This is a genomic window from Vibrio sp. sp1, assembly GCF_016920955.1.
Lineage (GTDB): Bacteria > Pseudomonadota > Gammaproteobacteria > Enterobacterales > Vibrionaceae > Vibrio > Vibrio alginolyticus.
This window is the reverse complement of sequence record NZ_CP060589.1, coordinates 3,199,467-3,222,452: the sequence shown is the minus strand read 5'-3', so window position 1 is coordinate 3,222,452 and position 22,986 is coordinate 3,199,467. Positions and strand designations below refer to the sequence as shown.

Annotated in this window: 16 protein-coding genes and 2 pseudogenes; 15 read left to right on the top strand and 3 right to left on the bottom strand. The window is 42.4% G+C overall.

Annotation, left to right across the window (positions count from 1 at the left end):
- The first annotated feature begins 13 nt into the window (after nt 1-13).
- The 11 genes from H9L11_RS15060 (at nt 14) to rmf (ending at nt 17,737) form a co-directional block, all read left to right on the top strand.
- The gene (locus tag H9L11_RS15060) at nt 14-679 is read left to right on the top strand and encodes a hypothetical protein (RefSeq protein ID WP_005377438.1); all 666 of its coding nucleotides are present in this window, start codon (nt 14-16) and stop codon (nt 677-679) included.
- A 226-nt stretch (nt 680-905) separates the two neighbouring features.
- Nucleotides 906-3,512 carry an aminopeptidase N gene (pepN, locus tag H9L11_RS15055; RefSeq protein WP_025766613.1) on the top strand — a complete coding sequence of 869 codons (2,607 nt, stop codon included), beginning with the start codon at nt 906-908 and terminating at the stop codon, nt 3,510-3,512.
- A gap of 65 nt (nt 3,513-3,577) precedes the next feature.
- Nucleotides 3,578-3,796 carry a DUF2835 domain-containing protein gene (locus H9L11_RS15050; protein ID WP_005377440.1) on the top strand — a complete coding sequence of 73 codons (219 nt, stop codon included), beginning with the start codon at nt 3,578-3,580 and terminating at the stop codon, nt 3,794-3,796.
- A 201-nt stretch (nt 3,797-3,997) separates the two neighbouring features.
- Nucleotides 3,998-8,839, top strand: a complete 4,842-nt coding sequence (locus tag H9L11_RS15045) for an NAD-glutamate dehydrogenase (RefSeq protein WP_025766614.1) — start codon at nt 3,998-4,000, stop codon at nt 8,837-8,839.
- A gap of 311 nt (nt 8,840-9,150) precedes the next feature.
- Nucleotides 9,151-10,161 carry a quinone-dependent dihydroorotate dehydrogenase gene (gene pyrD / locus H9L11_RS15040; RefSeq protein WP_017634281.1) on the top strand — a complete coding sequence of 337 codons (1,011 nt, stop codon included), beginning with the start codon at nt 9,151-9,153 and terminating at the stop codon, nt 10,159-10,161.
- Between the two features lie 168 nt (nt 10,162-10,329).
- Complete coding sequence (locus H9L11_RS15035) at nt 10,330-10,872, top strand: cell division protein ZapC (protein ID WP_005377444.1); 543 nt, start codon at nt 10,330-10,332, stop codon at nt 10,870-10,872.
- A 487-nt stretch (nt 10,873-11,359) separates the two neighbouring features.
- The gene (rlmKL, locus tag H9L11_RS15030; RefSeq protein ID WP_205390894.1) at nt 11,360-13,480 is read left to right on the top strand and encodes a bifunctional 23S rRNA (guanine(2069)-N(7))-methyltransferase RlmK/23S rRNA (guanine(2445)-N(2))-methyltransferase RlmL; all 2,121 of its coding nucleotides are present in this window, start codon (nt 11,360-11,362) and stop codon (nt 13,478-13,480) included.
- Nucleotides 13,481-13,543: 63 nt separating this feature from the next.
- Nucleotides 13,544-13,744 (top strand): glutaredoxin family protein, encoded by a 201-nt coding sequence (locus tag H9L11_RS15025; RefSeq protein WP_005377447.1) that lies wholly within the window; start codon nt 13,544-13,546, stop codon nt 13,742-13,744.
- Nucleotides 13,722-15,641, top strand: coding sequence for an ABC transporter ATP-binding protein (locus H9L11_RS15020; protein ID WP_205390893.1), 1,920 nt, complete (start codon nt 13,722-13,724; stop codon nt 15,639-15,641). Before H9L11_RS15025 ends, H9L11_RS15020 begins: the two co-directional genes overlap by 23 nt.
- 7 nt (nt 15,642-15,648) lie before the next feature.
- Nucleotides 15,649-17,382 carry a DUF3466 family protein gene (locus H9L11_RS15015; RefSeq protein ID WP_025766617.1) on the top strand — a complete coding sequence of 578 codons (1,734 nt, stop codon included), beginning with the start codon at nt 15,649-15,651 and terminating at the stop codon, nt 17,380-17,382.
- Between the two features lie 181 nt (nt 17,383-17,563).
- Nucleotides 17,564-17,737, top strand: coding sequence for a ribosome modulation factor (gene rmf / locus H9L11_RS15010; RefSeq protein WP_005377453.1), 174 nt, complete (start codon nt 17,564-17,566; stop codon nt 17,735-17,737).
- A gap of 140 nt (nt 17,738-17,877) precedes the next feature.
- Here the strand turns inward: rmf and fabA are convergent, their stop codons facing one another.
- Both fabA and H9L11_RS15000 read right to left on the bottom strand, forming a co-directional pair.
- Complete coding sequence (gene fabA, locus H9L11_RS15005; protein WP_005390081.1) at nt 17,878-18,396, bottom strand: bifunctional 3-hydroxydecanoyl-ACP dehydratase/trans-2-decenoyl-ACP isomerase; 519 nt, start codon at nt 18,394-18,396, stop codon at nt 17,878-17,880.
- A 70-nt stretch (nt 18,397-18,466) separates the two neighbouring features.
- A complete protein-coding gene (locus tag H9L11_RS15000) occupies nt 18,467-20,107 on the bottom strand; it encodes a Lon protease family protein (protein ID WP_005377458.1) in 1,641 nt (546 codons plus the stop codon).
- Nucleotides 20,108-20,317: 210 nt separating this feature from the next.
- Between H9L11_RS15000 and matP the strand changes: the two genes are divergently transcribed.
- The 4 genes and pseudogenes from matP to H9L11_RS23550 all read left to right on the top strand — a co-directional run.
- A complete protein-coding gene (gene matP, locus H9L11_RS14995; protein WP_005396497.1) occupies nt 20,318-20,767 on the top strand; it encodes a macrodomain Ter protein MatP in 450 nt (149 codons plus the stop codon).
- A gap of 15 nt (nt 20,768-20,782) precedes the next feature.
- Nucleotides 20,783-21,094 (top strand): DUF3634 family protein, encoded by a 312-nt coding sequence (locus H9L11_RS14990; RefSeq protein WP_005377468.1) that lies wholly within the window; start codon nt 20,783-20,785, stop codon nt 21,092-21,094.
- A 114-nt stretch (nt 21,095-21,208) separates the two neighbouring features.
- Nucleotides 21,209-21,532: a hypothetical protein gene (locus H9L11_RS14985; protein ID WP_025766620.1), complete on the top strand. Its 324-nt coding sequence runs from the start codon at nt 21,209-21,211 to the stop codon at nt 21,530-21,532.
- Between the two features lie 373 nt (nt 21,533-21,905).
- Nucleotides 21,906-22,034, top strand: a pseudogene (locus H9L11_RS23550) (regulator); the annotation flags it as partial.
- Between the two features lie 91 nt (nt 22,035-22,125).
- Here the strand turns inward: H9L11_RS23550 and H9L11_RS14980 are convergent.
- Nucleotides 22,126-22,823, bottom strand: a pseudogene (locus tag H9L11_RS14980) (integrase core domain-containing protein); the annotation flags it as partial.
- Nucleotides 22,824-22,986: the final 163 nt, after the last annotated feature.

Below are 22,986 nucleotides of genomic sequence, written 5' to 3'. Positions count from 1 at the left end.
TAAGGATGCCGATATGAAGTGGTTCTTTATTTTACTTAGCTTTTGCTGCTTTAGTGTGTTTGGTGGAGAAAACACCAGAGAAGATGAATTAAGTCACTTTGACACGCCGTTTCTCATCGGAGACTGGTATTTGATGAACCCAAACCCCGAAGAGTCGGCTGAAAACTTTCGTGCGATCAAACTCTCATTAGGTTCTGACTACAGCTTTTCTATTGATATTCAAAAGAAAGACTATTCCGTTGACCATTGGGAAGGGCTGTATAACGCAAATGAAGACACCATCGTTCTTGGTTTAAACACCGACGAGCCTCAAATTTATGCCTATCGCAACAACCATAATACGCTTGATCTTAATGGTGTAACATTCACTAAGGGATTATCCAATTCACTTGCAGGTATTTGGTCTAGCTCTCACGTATCTGGCGACGGTCTTGTGGCCAACAACATTAATCAGATGGATTTGATACTTCAACCTGATTTCGTGTTCATGTTTAGGGTTTCGAACGAAGAAGGGGATGAGTCCATCAAACAAGGTGTGTTTTACACAGAAGATGAGTTTTTGGTTCTGTTGTATGAAAATGGCGAGCATGGAACCACGTATAAGCTCAACAAGAATGAGCTAACGATCGAAGATTCCAATGGTGATATGTACGCCGTACTCAATAGAGTTACGCCATGATGCCTTTAACATGCGCCAAATTACGCGTGCGTACGGTAAGTCATTAATATTGTTTAAATGTTAATCAAAAAACGGAGCTAGAGCACTAAAAGCTCCGTTTTTTGATGGAAAGACTTGTATTCTGATACCACAACCCCTACAAATAGCTTATATACTGATACCAGAACTGCATTTTTGATCATGCAGTCTGGTATTTTTGTTGTTCGACATACAAGGATTTATGCTCATGTCTCAAGCTCCCCTGGCCAAATATCGTAAAGATTATAAAGAGCCATCTCATGCGATTACTGATATCGATCTTACTTTTGATCTATATGACAATGACACAATCGTTACGGCGGTATCAAAAGTTGCTCAAAAAGGCGATACAACAACGCTAGAACTCGATGGCGAAGGGCTTGAGCTACGCGCTGTAAAAGTAAATGGTGAGGATTGGGCTCATCACGAGGTGAAGGAGTCATCGCTGGTACTGACCGATCTTCCATCCGAGTTTGAACTTGAAATCGTCACCAAAATTGATCCTGAAGCGAATACAGCACTCGAAGGTTTGTACAAATCAGGCGGCGCATTTTGTACTCAGTGTGAGGCTGAGGGCTTCCGCCGTATCACGTACTATCTAGACCGTCCGGATGTTCTAGCAAAATACACAACAAAAGTGATCGCAGATAAAGCGGTTTATCCATATTTGCTGAGCAATGGTAACCGAATTGCAGAAGGCGATGCAGAGAACGGTCGTCACTGGGTTCAATGGCAGGATCCGCATCCAAAACCAGCTTACTTGTTCGCCCTTGTTGCAGGCGACTTTGATGTATTGCGTGACAAATATACAACGATGTCAGGTCGCAGTGTTGATTTAGAAATCTTTGTTGATAAAGGTAACTTAGATCGTGCAGGCCATGCGATGACATCGCTGATCAACTCGATGAAGTGGGATGAGGAACGCTTTGGCCTAGAATACGATCTGGATATTTACATGATCGTTGCTGTTGATTTCTTCAACATGGGTGCAATGGAAAACAAAGGCTTGAACATTTTTAACTCAAAATATGTGCTGGCGAACGATCAAACTGCGACAGATCGTGATTATTTAGGCATCGAAGCTGTGATCGGTCATGAGTACTTCCACAACTGGACTGGCAACCGTGTCACTTGTCGTGACTGGTTCCAACTAAGTCTAAAAGAAGGCTTAACCGTATTCCGAGACCAAGAATTCTCTTCTGACTTAGGCTCTCGTGCTGATAACCGTATTGATAACGTACGTATTATTCGTGGTCCTCAATTTGCGGAAGATGCAAGCCCAATGTCTCACCCGATTCGTCCTGACAAAGTCATTGAGATGAATAACTTCTACACGCTAACGGTGTATGAAAAGGGCAGCGAAGTTATTCGTATGTACCATACACTCCTTGGCGAAGAGGGCTTCCAAAAAGGAATGAAACTTTATTTTGAACGTCACGATGGTACCGCCGCGACGTGTGAAGACTTTGTTTCTGCAATGGAAGATGCCACCGGTGTTGATTTAAAACAGTTCCGTCTGTGGTACAGCCAATCGGGTACACCAACGCTGCGCGTAAATAGCGAATACAACGCTGATGCAAAAACTTACGCACTAACGGTAGAGCAATTTACGGAGCCGACGCAAGACCAAGCAGAAAAACAAGCGCTGCATATTCCGTTCGATATCGAGTTGTATGATTCGAAAGGTCGAGTTATCCCACTGGTGATTAACGGTGAATCAGTTAATAACGTGCTGGATATTAAACAAGATAAGCAAACGTTCGTATTTGAAAATGTCGAAGAACAGCCAGTGCCATCTTTGTTGCGTGAATTCTCGGCACCAGTCAAATTAGAATACGATTACAGCGATGACGAGTTAGTCTTCTTGATGAAGCACGCAACGAACGATTTTGCTCGATGGGACGCTAGCCAAATGCTATTGGCTAAATACATTCGTCAGAATGTGAAAAACGTTCAAGCGGGACAAGAAGTATCGCTTTCTGAAGGTGTGATAGATGCTTTCCGCGGTGTGCTGTTGGATGAAACGCTTGAGCCTGCTTTCATTGCTCAAGTTTTCTCTATGCCTTCAATCAATGAGATTACTGGTTGGTACCAGCAAATTGATATCGATGCCGTAGACAAAGTGCTAAACAGCATTACAGTGTCACTTTCTAAGGAATTAGAAGATGAGCTAAGTGCGACTTATCACACGCTTAAGCAAACAGAGTATACGATCGACCATGCTGCTATTGGCAAGCGTGCTTTACGTAACCGTTGCCTTCAGTACCTAGCATATACGGAAAAAGGTAATGATTTAGTCAACGCGCAGTACGCATCTGCAAATAACATGACAGATACGATTGCTGCGATGAGTGCCGCAAATAACGCTCAGCTCGAGTGTCGTGAAGCACTTATGGCTGATTATAGCGATAAATGGAAGCACGATGGTTTGGTTATGGATAAGTGGTTTGCACTGCAAGGTAGCAATCCTGCAGAGGATGCTCTTGAAAAAGTAAAAGCAACCATGAACCACGAAGCATTTAGTTTGAAAAATCCGAACCGTACGCGCAGCTTAATTGGCTCGTTCTTAAGTGCGAACCCTGTACGTTTCCATGATAAATCCGGTGTAGGTTACCAATTTGCCGGTGAAATTCTTCGCCAACTAAATGATTCGAACCCACAAGTAGCTTCTCGAATGATTGATCCTTTGCTTAAGTTCCGTAAATACGATGAAGCTCGCCAAGCAATGATTCGTGCAGAACTTGAAAAGCTCAAAGCAATGGATAATCTTGCTAAAGATCTATTCGAAAAAGTGACTAAAGCACTAGACGAATAGTAAACAACACAATAGGGTGGTCATTAAGACCACCTTATTTGTTTATGTCACTTAGTTTTCACTTCATGAACTATTACTACTTCAATCTCAACATTTCATATCAAACGTTTTTATCTCATTATTCTGGTGCGGCAAGTGTTGTTCAAGTTGTCACACACAACGGTTTGCGTTTGCAGTTACCCGCCGCGAGATTTAGACCATTTCTTAGTCAATTGGGCGTTAGAGGCCAGTTTAGACTAACAACTGACCAAAATAATAAGTTTCTTAAGTTAGAAACTCTGTGATGTATTGTATTTGCAGAGAGTTAAATAGGAATCTTAGTCACAGAATCGGACATTTCACCTCTTACCACTACGATTAGTTGTTAAACATTTGTAATTATGCTTTTACAATGGGCACATGCATTACCTATGCTTAGTTTCTAAGGTAACAACCTAGCTACTAAGTCCCCCTACAAAACAACAATTCTAATGTGGAGTGTGAATATGACCGCGCGTGAAAATGTAGTGCCGGTTCTGCTTGAAAAGGTTTACCAACTGATTCAAGACAAACTCGAGCTTTCTCACCAAACGCTTGTAACTAAACTTGCTCAACACTTATTCAGTAACATTGCTGATGATGATCTAATTCAGCGAAACGAATCCGACCTTTATGGTGCTGTCGTTAGCCTTTGGCACCATATCAATGAAAAAAAACCAGAAGAGATTTCGGTTCGAGTATTTAACCCGACCGTAAGTCGTCAAGGCTGGCAATCCACACACACAATCGTAGAAATTGTTGTTCCAGATAGTCCATTCTTAGTGGACTCAGTCAAAATGGCTTTAGCACGTTTGGATCTTGTTTGTCACCTAATGTTGAATAACCCAACACAGATTCAGCGTGATAAAAAAGGCCAAGTTACAGACGTAAACGGTGAGGGTGGTGTTCTTCAATCACTTTTCCACATAGAGGTAGACCGCCTTACTAGTAAAGACGAGATGCAAGCGCTTAAAGAAGAGCTGTTAAGAATTCTATCTGATACTCGCTTAGTCGTTGATGACTGGAAGCAGATGGTTGATAAGCTTAAGTTTGTTACTGATGAACTTGAGAAAAATAAAGATCGTGTTTCTATCCAAACTGATCGTATGGATGAAACGATCGCATTTCTTCGTTGGCTAGAAGATCATAACTTTACCTTTATGGGTTATAAAGATTATGACTTAAAAGAGGTCAATGGTGATACCGAACTTGTTCCTGCTAAAGAAAAAGGACTAGGTCTGTTTGCTGATGACAAGCGCGTGCGTAGCGTCAAGCTCTCTGAATTATCAGATTCAGCGCGATTAGAAGCGAAAAAACCATACGCTCTGATCATCACCAAAGGTAACAAAGCATCTCGTATCCACCGTCCGGCTTATACTGATTACATCGGTATTAAAAAGTTTGATGAAAACGGTAAAGTAATAGGTGAGCATCGCTTTACTGGTTTATATACCTCCGCCGTTTACAACCAAGCGGTACAAAGTATTCCTCTGATCCGTGAAAAAGTTGACCGTATCCTTGAAGCAAGTGGATACCGCCACGGATCATACTCATACAAAGCATTGCACAATATCTTAGAAAACTACCCACGCGACGAGTTGCTTCAAGCTAATGAAGAAGAGCTGCTTGAGGTGGGAATGGGTGTTGTACAAATGCAAGATCGTGACTTGCTGCGTTTGTTTGTTCGTAAAGACCCATTTGGTCGTTTCTTCAGTTGCATGGTTTATGTCACTAAAGATCGTTACAACACAGAATTGCGTCGTCAAACTCAACGCATTCTTAAGCAGTACTTTGGTTGCGAGCAAGAGGTTGAATTTACAACGTACTTCTCAGAAAGCCCACTAGCGAGAACACATTACATTGTTCGTGTAGACAATAACAACATTGACGTAGACGTGAAAAAGATCGAGCAAAATCTAATGGAAGTTTCTACCTCTTGGGATGACAGACTAAAAGAATCCATCATTGCTAACTTTGGTGAAAGTAAAGGCCTTCCTCTTTCAAAAGAATATATGAGTGCGTTCCCTCGCTCATACAAAGAGGACATGATGCCAGGTTCTGCGGTTGCAGATATCGAGCGCTTAGAAGCGTTAAGTGATGATAATAAACTTGGTATGTTGTTCTACCGACCTCAAGAAGAGGGAGCAGATTCCAAAGCTGTCCGCTTAAAGTTATATCATCGCGATGAACCAATTCACCTTTCTGACGTAATGCCGATGTTGGAAAACCTTGGTTTGCGTGTGATTGGCGAATCGCCATATGAGATCGAGAAAAACAACGGTCAGACCTTCTGGATCCTTGACTTCTCTATGCTGCATAAGAGCGAGAAAACCGTTGACCTTCGTGAAGCTCGTGATCGTTTCCAACAAGCATTTGCTGCCATTTGGGCGGGTAATCTTGAAAGTGATGGTTTCAACCGATTGTTATTAGGTGCGTCTTTATCTGGCCGTGAGATTTCCATTCTTCGCGCTTACGCACGATACATGCGCCAAGTCGGCTTCCCATTCAGTCAGCAGTACATCGAAGACACGCTAAGCCACTACCCAGACTTAGCGACAGGTCTAGTCAAGCTGTTCACCAAGCGATTTGATCCGAAACACAAAGGCAGCGACAAAGGCCAAAACGATCTAATTAAAAAGCTAACAGAGCAGTTGGATCGTGTAGAGAGCTTGGATGATGATCGTATTATTCGTCGTTATATCGAAATGATCATGGCGACGCTTCGTACCAACTACTACCAAGTAGACGAGAATAAGCAGCCTAAGCCTTGGTTATCTTTGAAAATGAAGCCAAGCGATATTCCTGAGATTCCGCAGCCTGTACCTGCATTCGAGATCTTTGTTTACGCACCAGATATTGAAGGTGTTCACCTTCGTGGTGGAAAAGTGGCTCGTGGTGGTTTGCGTTGGTCAGATCGTCAAGAAGACTTCCGTACGGAGATTCTTGGCTTAGTAAAAGCGCAACAGGTTAAGAACACTGTCATTGTACCAGTGGGTGCAAAAGGCGGCTTCGTTTGTAAACGCCAGCCATCTCTCACCAGTCGTGATGAAATTTTTGCGGAAGGTCAGCGTTGTTACAAACGCTTTATCCGTGCACTGCTTGATGTGTCAGATAACATCATTGAAGGAGAGGTGGTACCACCACAAAACGTTGTTCGTCACGATGAAGATGACCCATATCTAGTAGTGGCTGCCGATAAAGGCACAGCAACCTTCTCAGATTTGGCAAACTCTGTTTCTGCAGAATACAACTTCTGGCTAGGTGACGCATTCGCTTCAGGTGGTTCAAACGGTTACGATCACAAAGCAATGGGAATCACCGCAAAAGGTGGTTGGGAATCTGTTAAACGTCACTTCCGTGAAATGGGCATCAACTGTCAGACCACTGATTTTACTGCAATCGGTGTAGGTGATATGGCAGGTGACGTGTTCGGTAACGGTATGCTGTTATCGAAGCATATTCGATTGCAAGCTGCGTTTAACCACATGCACATCTTTATTGATCCAAATCCAGATTCAGCCAGCAGCTGGGAAGAGCGTAACCGCTTGTTTAATTTGCCAAGATCAAGCTGGGAAGATTACAACAAAGACTTGATCTCTCAAGGTGGTGGCATCTTCTCTCGTCGATCAAAATCGATCCAGTTGACGCCAGAAATTCAGAAAATGTTAGGTACGAAGAAAGCATCTTTAGCGCCTAACGATCTGATAAAGATGATCTTGAAAATGAAAGTCGATCTTCTTTGGAACGGTGGTATCGGCACTTACGTTAAATCATCGACAGAAACTCATACAGATGTTGGTGACCGTGCTAACGACATGCTGCGCATTGACGGCCGTGACTTAAGAGCCAAAGTGGTTGGCGAAGGTGGTAACTTGGGTATGACTCAGCTTGGTCGTATCGAATACGCACTAACTGGCGGTCGAGTGAACACGGACTTCGTTGATAACGTAGGTGGCGTTGACTGTTCGGATAATGAAGTCAACATCAAGATCTTCCTCAATGGACTGGTTTCAAATGGCGATCTTACGGTTAAGCAACGTAACCAAATTCTAGAGTCTATGGAAGACGAAGTGGGTGAAATTGTCTTGGATGATGCTTACCGTCAGTCGGAGTCGATCTCTGTTACTGAACAGCAAGGTGTTGGCATTGTTAAGGAGCAAATTCGATTCATCCACACTATGGAGAAAGCAGGGTACTTGGACCGTGCTCTCGAATACATTCCTGATGATGAAACGCTAATCGAGCGTGAAAAACAGGGACTAGGTCTGACTCGCCCTGAGCTATCAGTGTTAGTTGCCTACGGTAAAATGGTACTTAAACAGCAACTTGTTACGGATGAAATCGCAAATGATGAATTCCATGCAAAACAACTTGTTGAATATTTCCCAAGTGCGTTACGACGTAACTATAAAGATCAAATGGTTAATCACCCACTGCGAGCTGAAATTATCGCTACAGCATTGGCTAACCAGATGGTTAATGAAATGGGCTGTAACTTCGTTACTCGTTTGCAAGAAGAAACTGGTGCAAGTGTTGTCGATATTGCCAACGCTTACAGTGCGGCTAGAGAAATCTTTGATTTAGAAGAAATCCTCAAGCAAACTCGCAAACTTGATAACGTTGCGACAGCGCAAGCTCAATACGAAATTATGTTTTACGTGCGCCGAGCACTGCGTCGAATTGCACGCTGGTTGCTTCGTAACCGTAGCGGCAAATGCACGGTCGGTGAGTTGATTGCTATCTACAAGCAAGATGTCAATGTTATCACTGAAACCCTAGACACTATGTTAGTTGAGTCTGAAGTTGAAGAACACAATGAGTTGGCTCAAGGTTGGATAGAGAAAGGGGTTGAAGAGAAACTCGCTCACCAAGTTGCCCGCTTATCAAGCTTACAATCTGCACTGGATATTTCATCAGTAGCAAGTGAAACAGGTAAAACGGTTGAGCAAGCATCGAAACTCTACTTTAACTTGGGTGACCGTTTATCGTTGCATTGGTTCTTGAAGCAAATTAATAGCCAAGCCGTTGATAACAACTGGCAAGCACTTGCAAGAGCGGCATTCCGTGAAGATCTGGACTGGCAACAACGTCAACTTACCGCTCAGGTACTGACTTGTGGCTGCTCAACCGAAGAGCTTGACGTGATGGCTGCGTTAGAAGATTGGATTGAAACTAACGAGCAATCGTTGCACCGCTGGGAGAGTATCTTAAACGAGTTCAAAGTTGGCTCAGTACACGAATTTGCTAAGTTCTCTGTAGCACTTCGAGAGCTAGTACTTTTAAACCTCAACTGCTCATCGAAAGAGTAGTGGAATAATCAAGTCATAAGTAAAAGCCTCGTTATTTAACGGGGCTTTTTATTATCTATTATTCACATTTGGAACGAAAATAGTTACATTGTCACATTGAGTTGAAATTAAAACAGAGTGAAATCGATTGCTTTTAAGCGGTTAGTTACGATTTTTATCGCAGAAACTTAATTGTAATTGTTTGTTTTATATTTGAAAATCTTATAAAGATATAGGTTTTTACTTATTACGTTCATTTTCATTGAATTACGATGAAAAACGGTAAATAATATTGTCCCGTTTATACGGGGCTTTTTTCTTTCGGAGGCACAATGCTTTACCGTCTAGCCAGAACTGGCTTTTTCCAACTCGATGCCGAGAAGGCACATGATCTTGCAATCAAGAACTTCCAACGCTTTAACGGCACACCACTTGATCTCTTTTACCGCCAACAGTTACCAACTCGTCCAGTTGAGTGTATGGGTCTAACATTCCGTAACCCTGTTGGTCTTGCGGCTGGTTTAGATAAAAACGGCGAATGTATTGAAGCATTTGATGCCATGGGCTTTGGCTTTGTCGAAGTCGGCACTGTAACGCCACGACCACAACCAGGTAATGATAAACCACGCCTATTCCGTTTAGTGGAAGCAGAAGGGATCATCAACCGCATGGGCTTTAATAACCTAGGCGTTGATAATTTGATCGAGAATGTTAAACGAGCAAAATTCAATTGTGTTCTCGGAATTAATATCGGTAAAAATAAAGATACGCCAATTGAGAAAGGGGCAGAGGACTACCTGATTTGTATGGAAAAAGTGTATGAGTATGCTGGCTATATTGCAGTAAACATCTCATCGCCAAACACTCCAGGCCTTCGTTCACTTCAATATGGTGAAGCCCTTGATGAACTGCTTTCCGAATTAAAGGCGAAACAAGCGGAGTTATCAGAGAAGTACAACAAGTACGTCCCGTTAGCATTAAAGATTGCGCCAGATTTAAGTGACGATGAAATCTGCCAAATTTGCGATTCTTTATTGAAAAACAATATAGATGGTGTGATCGCGACTAACACAACTTTGGATCGCACGATCGTAGAAGGGATGAAACACGCCAATGAGGCAGGTGGCTTGAGTGGTCGCCCTGTGCAATCACGCTCTACGGAGGTCGTACGTAAGCTTCATGAAGAGCTTGGAGACAAACTTCCAATTATCGGTGTTGGTGGTGTAGATTCCTATGTTGCAGCCAAAGAAAAGATCATGGCAGGCGCTAAGCTTGTTCAAGTCTACACTGGCTTTATTTACCACGGCCCAGGTCTCGTACGTGATATTGTTAAGAATCTTTAACATATACATCAAAAACTACTGAAAAATCAGTACCTGTTACATAAAAAAGAGGACTTTGTTTCCTCTTTTTTTTTATCCGTTCGTTTGTAGAATTTAAAAATCACGAGTAGGTAATTAAGCGTCTTACCTCTTTACCACTGATTTAACTAGTCAAGAGAGAACGGAATAATGCTTAAACCCAGCGACAAATGGAATTGGTATTTTGACGAGCAAAAAGCTTGCTTAATGCTGGATCTGGGGGAGGAAATGATTTTCCAAACCAATCTATCCCGAAAATTGTTGGTTAACTGTGCCTTCTCAAACAGTGAATTTACCGTTGATGACGCCAGCGCATTTCAAACGTTTAATGAGCGCATTCGCTGTCTCGATATCAGTGAATATCGCCAAGCTGAATTAACACTGTATTGTGTTGCTGCAAAGCGTTTTCATAAACCTGTACAGCCTAAGAGCTGGTTCTTCGATGCACAGTCCTCTGATTATGAACCTCAAGAAGGGGACATGGTCTTTCTCACAAATCAATATTCTGATGGTATGTTCATCGTTCTAGAACCAGGCGAAACATCGAGCTTATGTGCTTATGTTAACCAAGAAGCCTTTGTTCTTGATGGCAATAAGGCGCTTCAATTTGGGCAGCCAATTAAAGTAATGCATGATCGCATGGCTTGTGCAAATCACCTCTTTGCAATGACCCCTATGGCAATGGTGGGTTAAAGCTGTTTAATTTTTCTTTATTTCGTTCCTTTGTTTGCCTTAATCGACCTTATTGGGTCGATTTTTTTTTGTCCTTTCCTCTGACACTCCAATCCGAAAGACCATGAAACTGTTTGTTTTCTATGCATGCAAACATGAAGCTGGTCACTTTTATTTTACTTATTTCAATTTGATTACTCCTTTAATTAGGCAACCTAGCGCCTAAAACAACCCTATTTATTCCCCTATAAAGGGCATTTGTAAGTAATTTACATCAACCAATCACGAATGGTATATACCAAAATGAATGTAAATAAGTATTCACTTCTTCTAAAGGAAACAAAATACGTTCATGAATGAAAAACATTCAAACTAAAGATGTTGAAAGTTTTAGATCATTTGAGTGGTGATGATTTGAACTAACGGGTGGGAAAATACCTTTAAAAACGAGGCATTGATCGTAAAGTCAGGTATAATTGAAGCCATTTTTTATCAGCGAAAGAACACTATGAATCAATATCTCGCGGTAACTTCAAATGGCATGGAAAATTTGCTTGTTGAAGAACTGACTAAACTAGGCATTGAAAATGCGAAACCAGTACAGGCAGGCGTAAAATTTAAAGCGACAAACGAACAGGTTTATCGCTGTTGTTTGTGGAGCCGTTTAGCGTCTCGATTTGTACGTGTTTTATCTGAGTTCACGTGTAACAACGACATGGACTTGTATCTATCCACTTCCACTATTAACTGGGTTAACCAATTTCATAGCTCTAAACGCTTTGTTGTGGACTTTAACGGCACAAACCGTGAGATTAGAAATAGCCAATACGGAGCTATGAAGGTCAAAGATGGCATCGTAGATTGCTTTGAGAATAAAGGCTTGCCACGTCCTAATATCAGCAAAGAACACCCAGATATTCGTATTCACGTTCGTTTGCATAAAGATAAAGCGTTGCTTGGGATAGACATGGTAGGTAGTGGTCTTCATCAGCGTGGTTATCGACCAGAATCGGGTCGTGCGCCATTACGTGAAACGCTTGCTTCTGCGATTATCATGCGTTGTGGCTGGGATGGGCATCAACCATTACTCGATCCAATGTGTGGTTCTGGTACTTTGCTTATTGAAGCGGCAATGATGGCAGCCAACATGGCACCTGGCGTTAAGCGCAAACAATGGGGCTTCGAAGTTTTGGAAGACTTTGAACCGGAGACCTGGGCTGAGATTAAATCAGAGGCTAATGTTCAAGCTAGACGGGGTGTCAAGAAAGTTGACGCTAAGTTTTTTGGATTCGATAACGACCCCAAAGTATTAAAAGTCGCTCAAGAAAACGCCCGCAGAGCAGGTGTTGAAGAGTTGATTGAGTTTGCGCAAGGTGATGCTGCAACTATTACTCGTCCCGCAGGATTTGAACACGGTGTTATCGTTTCAAACCCACCTTACGGTGAGCGTCTAGGAACTGAGCCGGGGCTGATTGCGCTCTATACCGCATTCGGTGGACAGCTAAAATCTGAGTTTGGCGGATGTAAAGCATCTATCTTCTCTAGCTCGGACGAGCTCTTGAGTTGCCTTCGTATGCGCGCTGATAAACAGTTTAAATTGAACAACGGTGCGTTACCGTGTCACCAAAAGAACTACAGCATTGCCGAGCGCAGCGCTGATGAAGTTAAAGGTGCAGATACTAACGTTCAAATCGCACCAGACTTCTCAAACCGTTTGAAGAAAAACATTGGCAAGATTGGCAAGTGGGCTCGTAAAGAGAAACTAGACTGCTATCGTATCTACGATGCAGACCTTCCAGAATACAACGTAGCGATCGACGTGTACGGCGATCAAATTGTGATTCAAGAGTACGCAGCACCTAAGAACATCCCTGAAGAAAAAGCCAAGCGTCGTCTAACGGACATTATCCGTGCGACGATTCAGGTGACCGGTGTTGAAGCGAACAAAGTTGTACTGAAAGTTCGTGAGAAGCAGAAAGGTCGAAGCCAGTACCAAAAATTAGGTCAGGTATCAGAGACGCTCGAAGTAAACGAGTACGGTGTGAAGCTGATCGTGAACCTTCATGACTACCTAGACACAGGCCTGTTCTTGGATCATAAGATCACTCGTCGTCGTCTTGGCGAAATGGCACAGGGTAAAGATTTCCTTAACTTGTTTGCTTACACTGGCAGTGCAACAGTGCACGCTGCAGTTGGTGGTGCTCGGTCCACTACAACTGTCGATATGTCAAACACCTACTTGAATTGGGCGAAAGACAATATGCAGCTTAATGGCTGTGTAGGGCGCCAACATAAATATGAACAAGCGGACTGTTTGCAATGGCTAGAAAACGCAAAAGGTGAATACGACTTGATCTTTATTGACCCACCTACGTTCTCTAACTCTAAGCGTATGGAAACATCATTCGATGTACAACGTGACCACATTAAGCTAATGAAGAACCTCAAACGCTTACTGAGAAGTGAAGGCACAATCGTATTTTCAAATAACAAACGTCACTTCAAGATGGATGAAGAATCACTCGCTGAATTGGGTTTGAAGGTTCAGAATATTTCTTCTCAAACGTTACCATTAGATTTTGCGCGTAATAAACAGATTCATAACTGTTGGCTAGTAACGCACGCGTAGTATAAACAAAAGGATTAATACGTGCTGATATTGTATAGCACGGAGGGATGCCATCTTTGTGAGATGGCATTTGCTCTAGTAGACCAAGTCGGTTTGGCCGAGCAAACAGATATCATTGATATTGCGTTTGATGATGTACTATTTTCTCGTTACGGCGTCACAATACCCGTATTAAAATATCAAGATTCTGAGTTGAACTGGCCGTTTGACTTAGAACAACTCACACATTGGTTGGATAATAATGGCATTACTTACCATTCATAACGCACAACTTGCATTTGGTGACCACCCATTGCTAGACAAAGCGGAGTTCGCTCTTCAAGAAAACGAACGCGTTTGTTTAGTTGGTCGTAACGGAGCAGGTAAGTCCACGTTAATGAAAGTGCTTGCCGGCGACATTTTGTTGGATGATGGCAAGATTCAAATAACTCAAGACGTAGTAGTTTCTCGGCTTGAACAAGATCCACCGCGCAATCAAGAGGGTACGGTTTACGAATACGTATCTGGCGGTTTGGCTGAAATCGGCGAACAATTGAAGATTTATCACGATCTTCTCGATCTTGTTGCTCAAGACCCAAGTGAGAAGAACATTAACCGTTTGGCGAAAGTTCAAGAGCAGCTTGATCATTCTAATGCTTGGCGCTTTGATGACCGTGTTAAGAACGTACTTGGCGCTTTAAAACTAAGCCCTGAAACCAAACTGACCGATCTATCCGGTGGCTGGCAACGTAAAGCTGCTTTAGCTCGTGCGCTGGTTTGTGATCCTGATGTATTGCTTCTTGATGAACCAACAAACCATCTCGATGTGACAACGATCGAATGGTTAGAGAACTTCTTAAAAGACTTCAAAGGCTCGATCATCTTTATTTCTCACGACCGTGCATTCATCAAGTCGATGGCGACACGCATCGTCGACTTAGATCGCGGTCAATTAGCTTCTTTCCCTGGTAATTACGAACAGTATTTGAATGACAAAGAAGAAATGCTTCGCGTCGAAGAAATGCAGAATTCTGAGTTCGATAAGAAACTAGCTCAGGAAGAAGTGTGGATTCGTCAAGGCATTAAAGCACGTCGTACTCGTAATGAAGGCCGTGTTCGAGCCCTTAAAAAACTTCGTGAAGAGCGTCGTGACCGTCGTGAAGTTCAAGGTAAAGTTAACCTAAACATCGATGATGCTTCTCGTTCTGGTAAGATTGTATTTGAAGCAGAAAATGTATCTTTTGCTTACGAAGGCAAGACAATTGTCGACGACTTTAGCTTTAACATCATGCGTGGTGACCGTATTGCACTTATCGGACCAAATGGCTGCGGTAAGAGTACGGTACTTAAATTGCTATTGGGGCAATTGGAAGCGCAGTCTGGTCGTTTACACTGCGGAACAAAATTAGAAGTCGCGTACTTTGATCAGTACCGAGAGATTTTGGATCCAGAAAAGACAGTGATCGATAACTTAGCGGATGGGAAACAAGAAGTAATGGTTGGGGGACGTCAGCGTCATGCGCTGAGTTATCTTCAAGACTTCTTATTTGCACCTAAGCGCGCCAGAACCCCGGTTAAGGCACTTTCTGGTGGTGAGAAAAACCGATTATTGCTAGCCCGTATCTTGTTGAAGCCAAACAACTTACTTATTCTTGATGAACCAACTAACGATTTGGATATCGAAACGTTGGAACTTTTAGAAGAAATGCTTGCCAATTATCAGGGTACATTATTGTTAGTGAGTCACGACCGTGAGTTCGTAGACAACACAGTAACAACCAGCTGGATTTTTGAGGGTAACGGTATAATCGAAGAGTTCGTTGGTGGTTATCATGATGCTAAACAGCAGCGTGACCAAGTTCTTGCTTCGCGCAGTCAGGTTGAAAAACCAACAAAGAAAGAGAAAGTGGTTGAGGAAACTCCCAAAACTACGCAACCTAAGAACAATTCGAAGAAGTTATCGTATAAGCTGCAAAGAGAATTAGAGGCTCTACCAGCTAAACTTGAACAATTAGAGTCGGATATCGAGAGCCTTCAGGAGCAAGTGAACGATCCAGAGTTCTTTGCTAAACCTGTAGAGCAAACTCAGCCGGTATTGGAACAGCTTGCTGCATTAGAGCAGGAGTTGGAAATCGCATTCGAGAGATGGGAAGAACTCGAAGCAATGCAACAGGATAGTTAAGAATTCAATGAATTGTAGTAATAAATTCAAATTGACCGCCATTGCAATGATGGTTGGTACCACAATGAACGCACAGGCGGCATTGTATCAAGTTGTTGAGGTTTCACCTCAGGATCATGGTTCAAACGGTGACTACCAAACGGCTTACGGGGTTGCAATTCAACAGGGCAATGCAGGTACAGATCCTTCAACAGGTTCACCTTTCGCTCTAGGCTGCTTTGATGCAGCAGCAAACTGCACGCCAGAGCAGTTTAAACTTGCAATGGAAACTCGCACTACACCGATTTCAGCGACACAAGCCGTGGATGGGAACAGCTATCGTGAAGAAATCCCATTCGGATTAGACGCTGGCTTTTATTACATCCAAGAACTCAAAGACTTTGAGCGTTACTGTTACAACCAGCTTCGCTATTCCACCTGTGACTCATGGGCTTCAGTAAACTGGACGCCGTGGAATAAAGAACGTAGTAAAGACTTTACTTCTAATGCGTTAGCGTTCATAGAAGAAGATTCTGCTGCTTATAAAAATGAATATAACAATGTTATCAACCAGCTTACCGAGGATGGTGCAGCTGTCGGTAATCAGAGTAAAGTTAGCACAGAAAATACTTCTACATTAGAAACACGAAATACCGTAGTTGCACCAGTAGAGCCAAATATTCTTACTGGCGATGGTGACGCAAGTGTTGTGCAAAGCCATGCTTGGAGCACAGACGGCAATTTTACTGTTGGCAGTGTTTCTCGAACAGCAAGCAATACCAATGGATCTCACCACACATCAAAAGCAGCGATTTGGGATCAAAGCGGAACCGTCAGTGAATTGGCTTGGCCAAGTGGCACATCTAAAGATGGAGAAAGGTTAGCTCAAGGGAGCATGCGTGACCTTGTCACTGATGGAACTACGGTCTATGGCGTAGGTTACAACACTTACAGTGATGATAACTACCTGAATGCGACTGTTTTTGTCGGAACTCTAGAAGCCGAAGGTAGCGTTGAAAACGCAACTTGGAAAAACAAAGTTGTTGTAGGAGCTAGACAGCGCGAGGGTGATGATACGGTTCATACAAACTCACGATTAACCGACGTTAACTCTAATTTTGTTGCTATTGGTGAAGCAAAACGTTCGGGCGGATACTTAATGCCAACGGGCTCTGCTCCGAATCGTCTCTTTATCGTAGATGATGTTCGTAAGGATTCTATTAGCGCTTTTTACCCAACTACTGGCATTTTCTTTAGCGGTGCGGGCGGTAAGATGGGCGGTATCAACTCTTACAATGAAATCGTCGGGCAACTTGATGCAGAAACGACTCGTGAAGACGATGGCAAGCCACGTCGTAAGCGCGGTTTTATCTATCCATATAGCCTAGGTGGCGAGACTAGTGAACGTGCTGCAACATTGTTTAATGGAAAAGCTTGGTTCCTAGACAGTTTGACTAATGGCGGTGATTACTCTGAACAAAACAATCAGTTCCGTATTATCGACGCAACTGATATCAATGATGCAGGTGTGATCTCTGGTACAGCTATGAAATGTGCAGGTGGTTATAGCACAACAGCAAACAATGCGACATGTAGCTCTGAAGAGCAAATTGTAGCAGTCAAACTAGTACCTATTGCTGACGCAACTAAGGACGACATCGTATCTCGAAGCATTGACTCAACGACGACAGAGCGTCAAGGTGCAGGCCTTGGTTGGTTAGCTTTGACCATGCTTGGATTGTTTGGGTTCCGTAGAAAATAGTTAAAAATCGTCAGTAATTTTTAAATCAAGCAGATGCTCACACATTTGAGTCTCTGCTTTTTTTATGCCTTGAGAAATTGCCTACTTTGATCGATTCTTATAAGTGGAGTCATAAAAACTCCATCAAAGTTTCACAATAACAGCTGTACGTTAGTAAATGGACCTGTATGAGGAATTAACTATGAAGAGACAAAAGCGTGATCGCCTAGAACGAGCTCAATCTCAAGGCTACAAAGCTGGGTTGAATGGAAGGTCTCAAGAGGCTTGCCCATATCAACAAGTTGATGCTCGGTCGTATTGGTTAGGTGGTTGGCGTGATGCCAGAGATGAAAGACAATCTGGTCTCTACAAATAAACTCTCCACATACAAAAAGAAGGATTCGAAAGGGCTCTACGGAGCCTTTTCTACATTATAGGGACATAGGGAAGTAGGTTAACACTCGACAACAAAAAGGCTCCTAAATAGGAGCCTTAATAAATCGATTAAAATCGTGATTAGAAGCTTGAAGTGTCTTGGAACAAGCCAACTTTCAAATCTTTTGCTACGTAGATTTCTTTGCCGTCCACACATACACGACCGTCGGCCAAACCCATCACAAGTTTACGGTTTACAACGCGTTTCATGTGGATTTCGTACGTCACTTTTTTCGCTGTTGGCAGGATCTGACCTGTAAACTTCACTTCGCCAACACCCAGAGCACGACCTTTTCCTTTGCCACCAACCCAGCCAAGGAAGAAACCAACAAGTTGCCACATCGCATCAAGGCCAAGACAACCCGGCATTACTGGGTCGCCAGGGAAGTGGCAGTCAAAGAACCACAAATCTGGAGTAATATCCAATTCCGCCAAGATCAAACCTTTACCAAAATCGCCTTCAGTCTCAGACATTTTAGTAACACGATCCATCATTAGCATGTTTGGCGCAGGAAGCTGAGGGTAACCAGGCCCAAACAGTTCGCCTTGGCTAGAAGCAAGTAGATCGTCACGGTTATAAGAATCACGTTTGTTTTGCATTATCAATTACTCCAATTTTTGATAGCTGCATCTTAGTGAACACGTGTACGCTAAACAACTCCGATCAGTACTAGACAAACCAGTTTTTGATGCGCTGCACAATTCCTTCTGGATGCTCATGTCTTTCAAAGTTTTCAATACGTTCCGCTATTTTGCCAATAATGCTATCGTCTTCACCTCTAAAAGGTTTATTCATTACAATCGGAATAGCTTCATCTACGGTAGAAACGGACCAAATATGGAACTCACCATTTTTAATGCTTTCTATTACATCTTTATGTAATGCAAGGTGTTTAAGGTTTGATTTTGGCATCACAACACCTTGATTTCCTGTAAAACCTTGATGTTTACAAACCTGATAAAAGCCTTCAATTTTTTCGTTCAAGCCACCGACGGCTTGCACTCGACCAAACTGATCAACAGCTCCTGTAACAGCAACTTGTTGATTAATTGGAGATTCAGATAAAGCACTCACCAAGCAACAAAGTTCTGCAAGAGATGCGCTGTCACCATCAACTTCACTATAAGACTGTTCAAATACGATGGAGGCAGAGTAAGGCAGTGGTTCATCCAGTTTCAGAGCAGAGCTCAAGAAAGCTTGCATAATCATCATGCCTTTTGCATGTAGATTGCCTCCAAGCTCAGCTTTGCGCTCAACATCGGAAACATCGCCATCACCAAAATGAATTACACAAGATATTCGTGCAGGCTCACCATAGCTGACAGGGTGCCCAGCCATATCAATAACGGTTAGGCCATTGATTTGACCAACTTGTTCCCCAGTTGTCTCAATGATGACTTGTCCATCTAAAATATCGTACACGGCACGCTGAGGAAGGTAAGATTCTCGGTAATACTTGTCGTCAATCGCTTTATCTAACGACTTGTAATCTAATGCGTGACCATCACTGAACTGGCTGGCAAGCGTTAGAAGTTGAGAGTGCCACATTACTCCTAAAGGCAGATAATGTTGATCTTCAGTAAATCTCATACCGGCTAGCAACAATCTTCTAAAACCACATTCAGTTAAGTGAGGCAGCTGATATTGAGAACATATCCAGTTCACTAAACCAAAGTAATCTGTCAAATTCTGCTCTGACAGATGAATATCTTCTTCAACTTCCGTATACATGGCAAAGCCAGAACAGAAGTCTTCATCGATGTATTCTAGCTCTGCTAACTGACTTCTTTCTCCTGTTACAATCAGTTTTACATCATAAGCTTTAGCTTGCGGTACTGAAGTAGGTAAACGAGTAGGGCTTAGGTTCAGTGGCTCGATAAGGTTTTGTTGAATTGCAGACTTTATATTTGGCCAAAGCCCTGGGTTAGCCAAAATTAGATTAGCCGGTACAATTAAGTAACCGTTATCTGCCTGTGAAATTAAACCAGGTTGGAAGGCAATATCACCACTTACATCAACACTGTAACGGTCAAATAAACGTTTGGCATCAAGTGATTCCGAAAAAACTATCGCAGCGTTAGACTGGCTCTGAAGAGCTTTACTGATGAACTCTCTATATACAGAATTATCTACGCAGTTAATGAGTAGTACTCGCGTCAATCCGGAAATTTTTGAAAAACGAGATATCGTTGCCGACATTCTCGGTTGGAGATCAGTAAAAGACTTCTTTGGTAACGAAGGTGCAGACTTTAAAAGTGCTTCGTACTGCTCAAGTGAAGGTGTTACGTCTTGCCAATTAAGTTGGTTCATTAAAATTCATCGTAATTCAATCTTGCCGACATTATAACGAAACGGACTATAACACCCTAGCACCAATTTGGTTTGCTCTCGGCATTCATCTCTCAATGAACAATACTTAGACAAATGAGTGATCAACATCGATACTTCTAAGAGTTTTATTTGCCCAAGTAAACCATCTGGGTTACGCTGTCACTAGGTTATGTTTATGGGTCGGAACAAATGAAATATCAGCAGCTTGAGAATCTAGAATGTGGGTGGAAATGGAAGTATCTCATCAAAAAATGGAAAGATGGTGAAGCGATTACCCGACATATTGATACAAGCGAAGCAGATGCAGCGGTCGCAGAACTAAAACGCCTTGAACACGAGCCTACACTTGTCTTAGCTTGGATAGAAAACCACATGTCAGAAGAGTTAGATAATAAACTCAAGCAGGCTATCCGAGCGAAACGGAAACGTCACTTCAATGCAGAGCAAGTCCATACAAAGAAGAAATCCATTGATTTAGATTACCGAGTTTGGGAAAAGCTTTCTAGTAGAGCGAATGAACTTGGTTGTACGTTATCTGACGCAATTGAATATTTGCTTTCCGAAGCGTCGAGAAGTGAAAAAGCGAGTCAAAAAGTTACCTCAATTAAAGAGGATTTGAGTAAATTGCTATCTAGCTAGGATAGGGAGTGCCAAATGTTATATGTAATCTTAATTGCAGCCATCGTGATCTTTTGGTTGATCGCAGTCGATAGGCCGGTGTTAAAAGTAAAGTTCGATAATGGCCATATTAGTAACGTAAAAGGGCATCTACCTCCTTCTTTCAAACACAACTTACAGGATATTAGTGAGCATAACCCGTTTACTGGTGAAATGAAGGTGTATAGCCAACGAACAGGAATGCGCTTAAGCTTTTCCAAAGGCATTCCCAAAAAAGTTCAACAGAGGATTCGTAACGTTTTTCCGCATCAGGGCTTCAAAGCAAACAAAGGCAAGAAGCGCGCTTAATTACATATCAGTTACTTCATCATGTTAAATGGGACGCAATGTGGCGTCCCATTTTCGTATCTACAGAAAAATTACTTATCATCGAACAATCAACAACATAAACGGACCAAAACGATGAGATACGTTGTAACTTTAATGGTATTGATCTTTGCAAGTAATTCAGTTTTTGCTGACGATTCAGAAACGAACCTGTTGGCTAAAAAGATTAAGACTAAGCTTCAAAAGAAAGTAGACAATAAGTTTGATGGCTATCAAGGTTATTGTGACGTCATGATAGAAATGGAGCACAAAAGTAAAAACGCAGTAATAAAAAGAGTAACCAGCAGTGGTGACCAAAAAGTGTGTAGGTACGTTAAGTCCAACTTGAAGAAAGGAAAACGCTATCGTTACAAATACCCCGAAAAGTACATTCGCCTCCATATAACCACAGGCTTATAAATGTTTCAGAACGCAACTGAGCTCGTGATTTTTGGCAGATTTCGTTGCGGAGCGATTAGAGCGTTTAGCTGATTTTTGCTGTTGTACGAGGCGAGTATGAAAGGCTTTTTTGTTTGGTAGCGCTTAAGTTAGTAATCGTGATGCCATTGAGTGGCAAATTCAGTGAGTTGGCCATCATCACCATACATAGATTGATTCAGGTGCTTACGGAAGGACACGCCAGTAAGTCGGGGACTAAGCGCGCATCAATTTTCAATAAGAGATTTGATTTGCTTCGTAAGCATAACCACAAACCAAACTAGCGATTGCAAGCCCACAGAAACCTCGGTTAAAGCTTCAAAAGAAAACAATGTTGTTAATCTTAGGATGACATTCTGGCCAATTGGTGACAGCTCAACAAATTTTGACAGGAATTGCTTTGTTAGAGATTGGAGCATTAACAGACTTAGAAGCCGCGGGGCAAGTATTAAAATATGCTAGAGCACTAAAGAAAATGATGTAAAAAGGCTCCGCAAGGAGCCTGATAATCTTAAAGTGTACTAATTGATACCTGATCTGACACTTACCCACTTTTCGACTCGGTGCCTGTCAGATTATATCTGGGCTAGATTCTTTTCAGCCCAGATTGATTTCCCATCCTCTAATGTCTCTATTGGCGTTCTGCCACAGCATATTTTTCCTTGATGAGTACGATGATATTGTAGTAGTCCATCCATTCGTCCAGATCTTTCTGTAATTCTTCCATTGAGCCATACAGTTTCTTTCTGAACGTCACTTGGTAGAACTCATTCAATATGGTCTTGTGGAAGCGTTCGAAGATACCATTTGTCTGTGGTGACATCGCTTTAGTTTTAGTGTGGTCGATATCATTAATGGCCAGATAGAGCTGGTAATCACGTTGTTCAACACGACCACAGTATTCAGTGCCTCGGCCAGTCAATATTCGCAGCATTGGTAGCTCATGCGCCTCGAAGAACGGTAAAACCTTATCATTCAACATATCTGCAGCGGTGATTGGTGTTTTTGTCTCGTAGAGTTTAGCGAAGGTGATTTTGCTGTAGGTATCAACGAACGTCTGCTGGTAGATGCGTCCAACACCTTTAAGGTTGCCAACATAAAACGTGTCTTGAGAGCCGTGGTAGCCTGGATGCGCTGTTTCTATCTCACCGTAAGCCTCGTCATCATGCTTCTTGCGTTCAAGGGCTGCAACTTGCTCTTCCGTTAGAATGATACCGTTCTCAGCGACCTGTGTTTCTAACGCAATAAGGCGCTTTTTGAAGCTTTCTAGGTCCATTACGAAGCCAGATTGAGAAGGCCAGCTTTGTGTTTGATGATTGGATTGTTAGTATGAAGCATGAGAGTTACCTCTTATTGTCCTTGATTAGTGATTAAGCACCTTTAATCAAAGTGGGTAACTCTCTTCTTTTCAAATTGGAGTCTCAGATCTAGTCTGA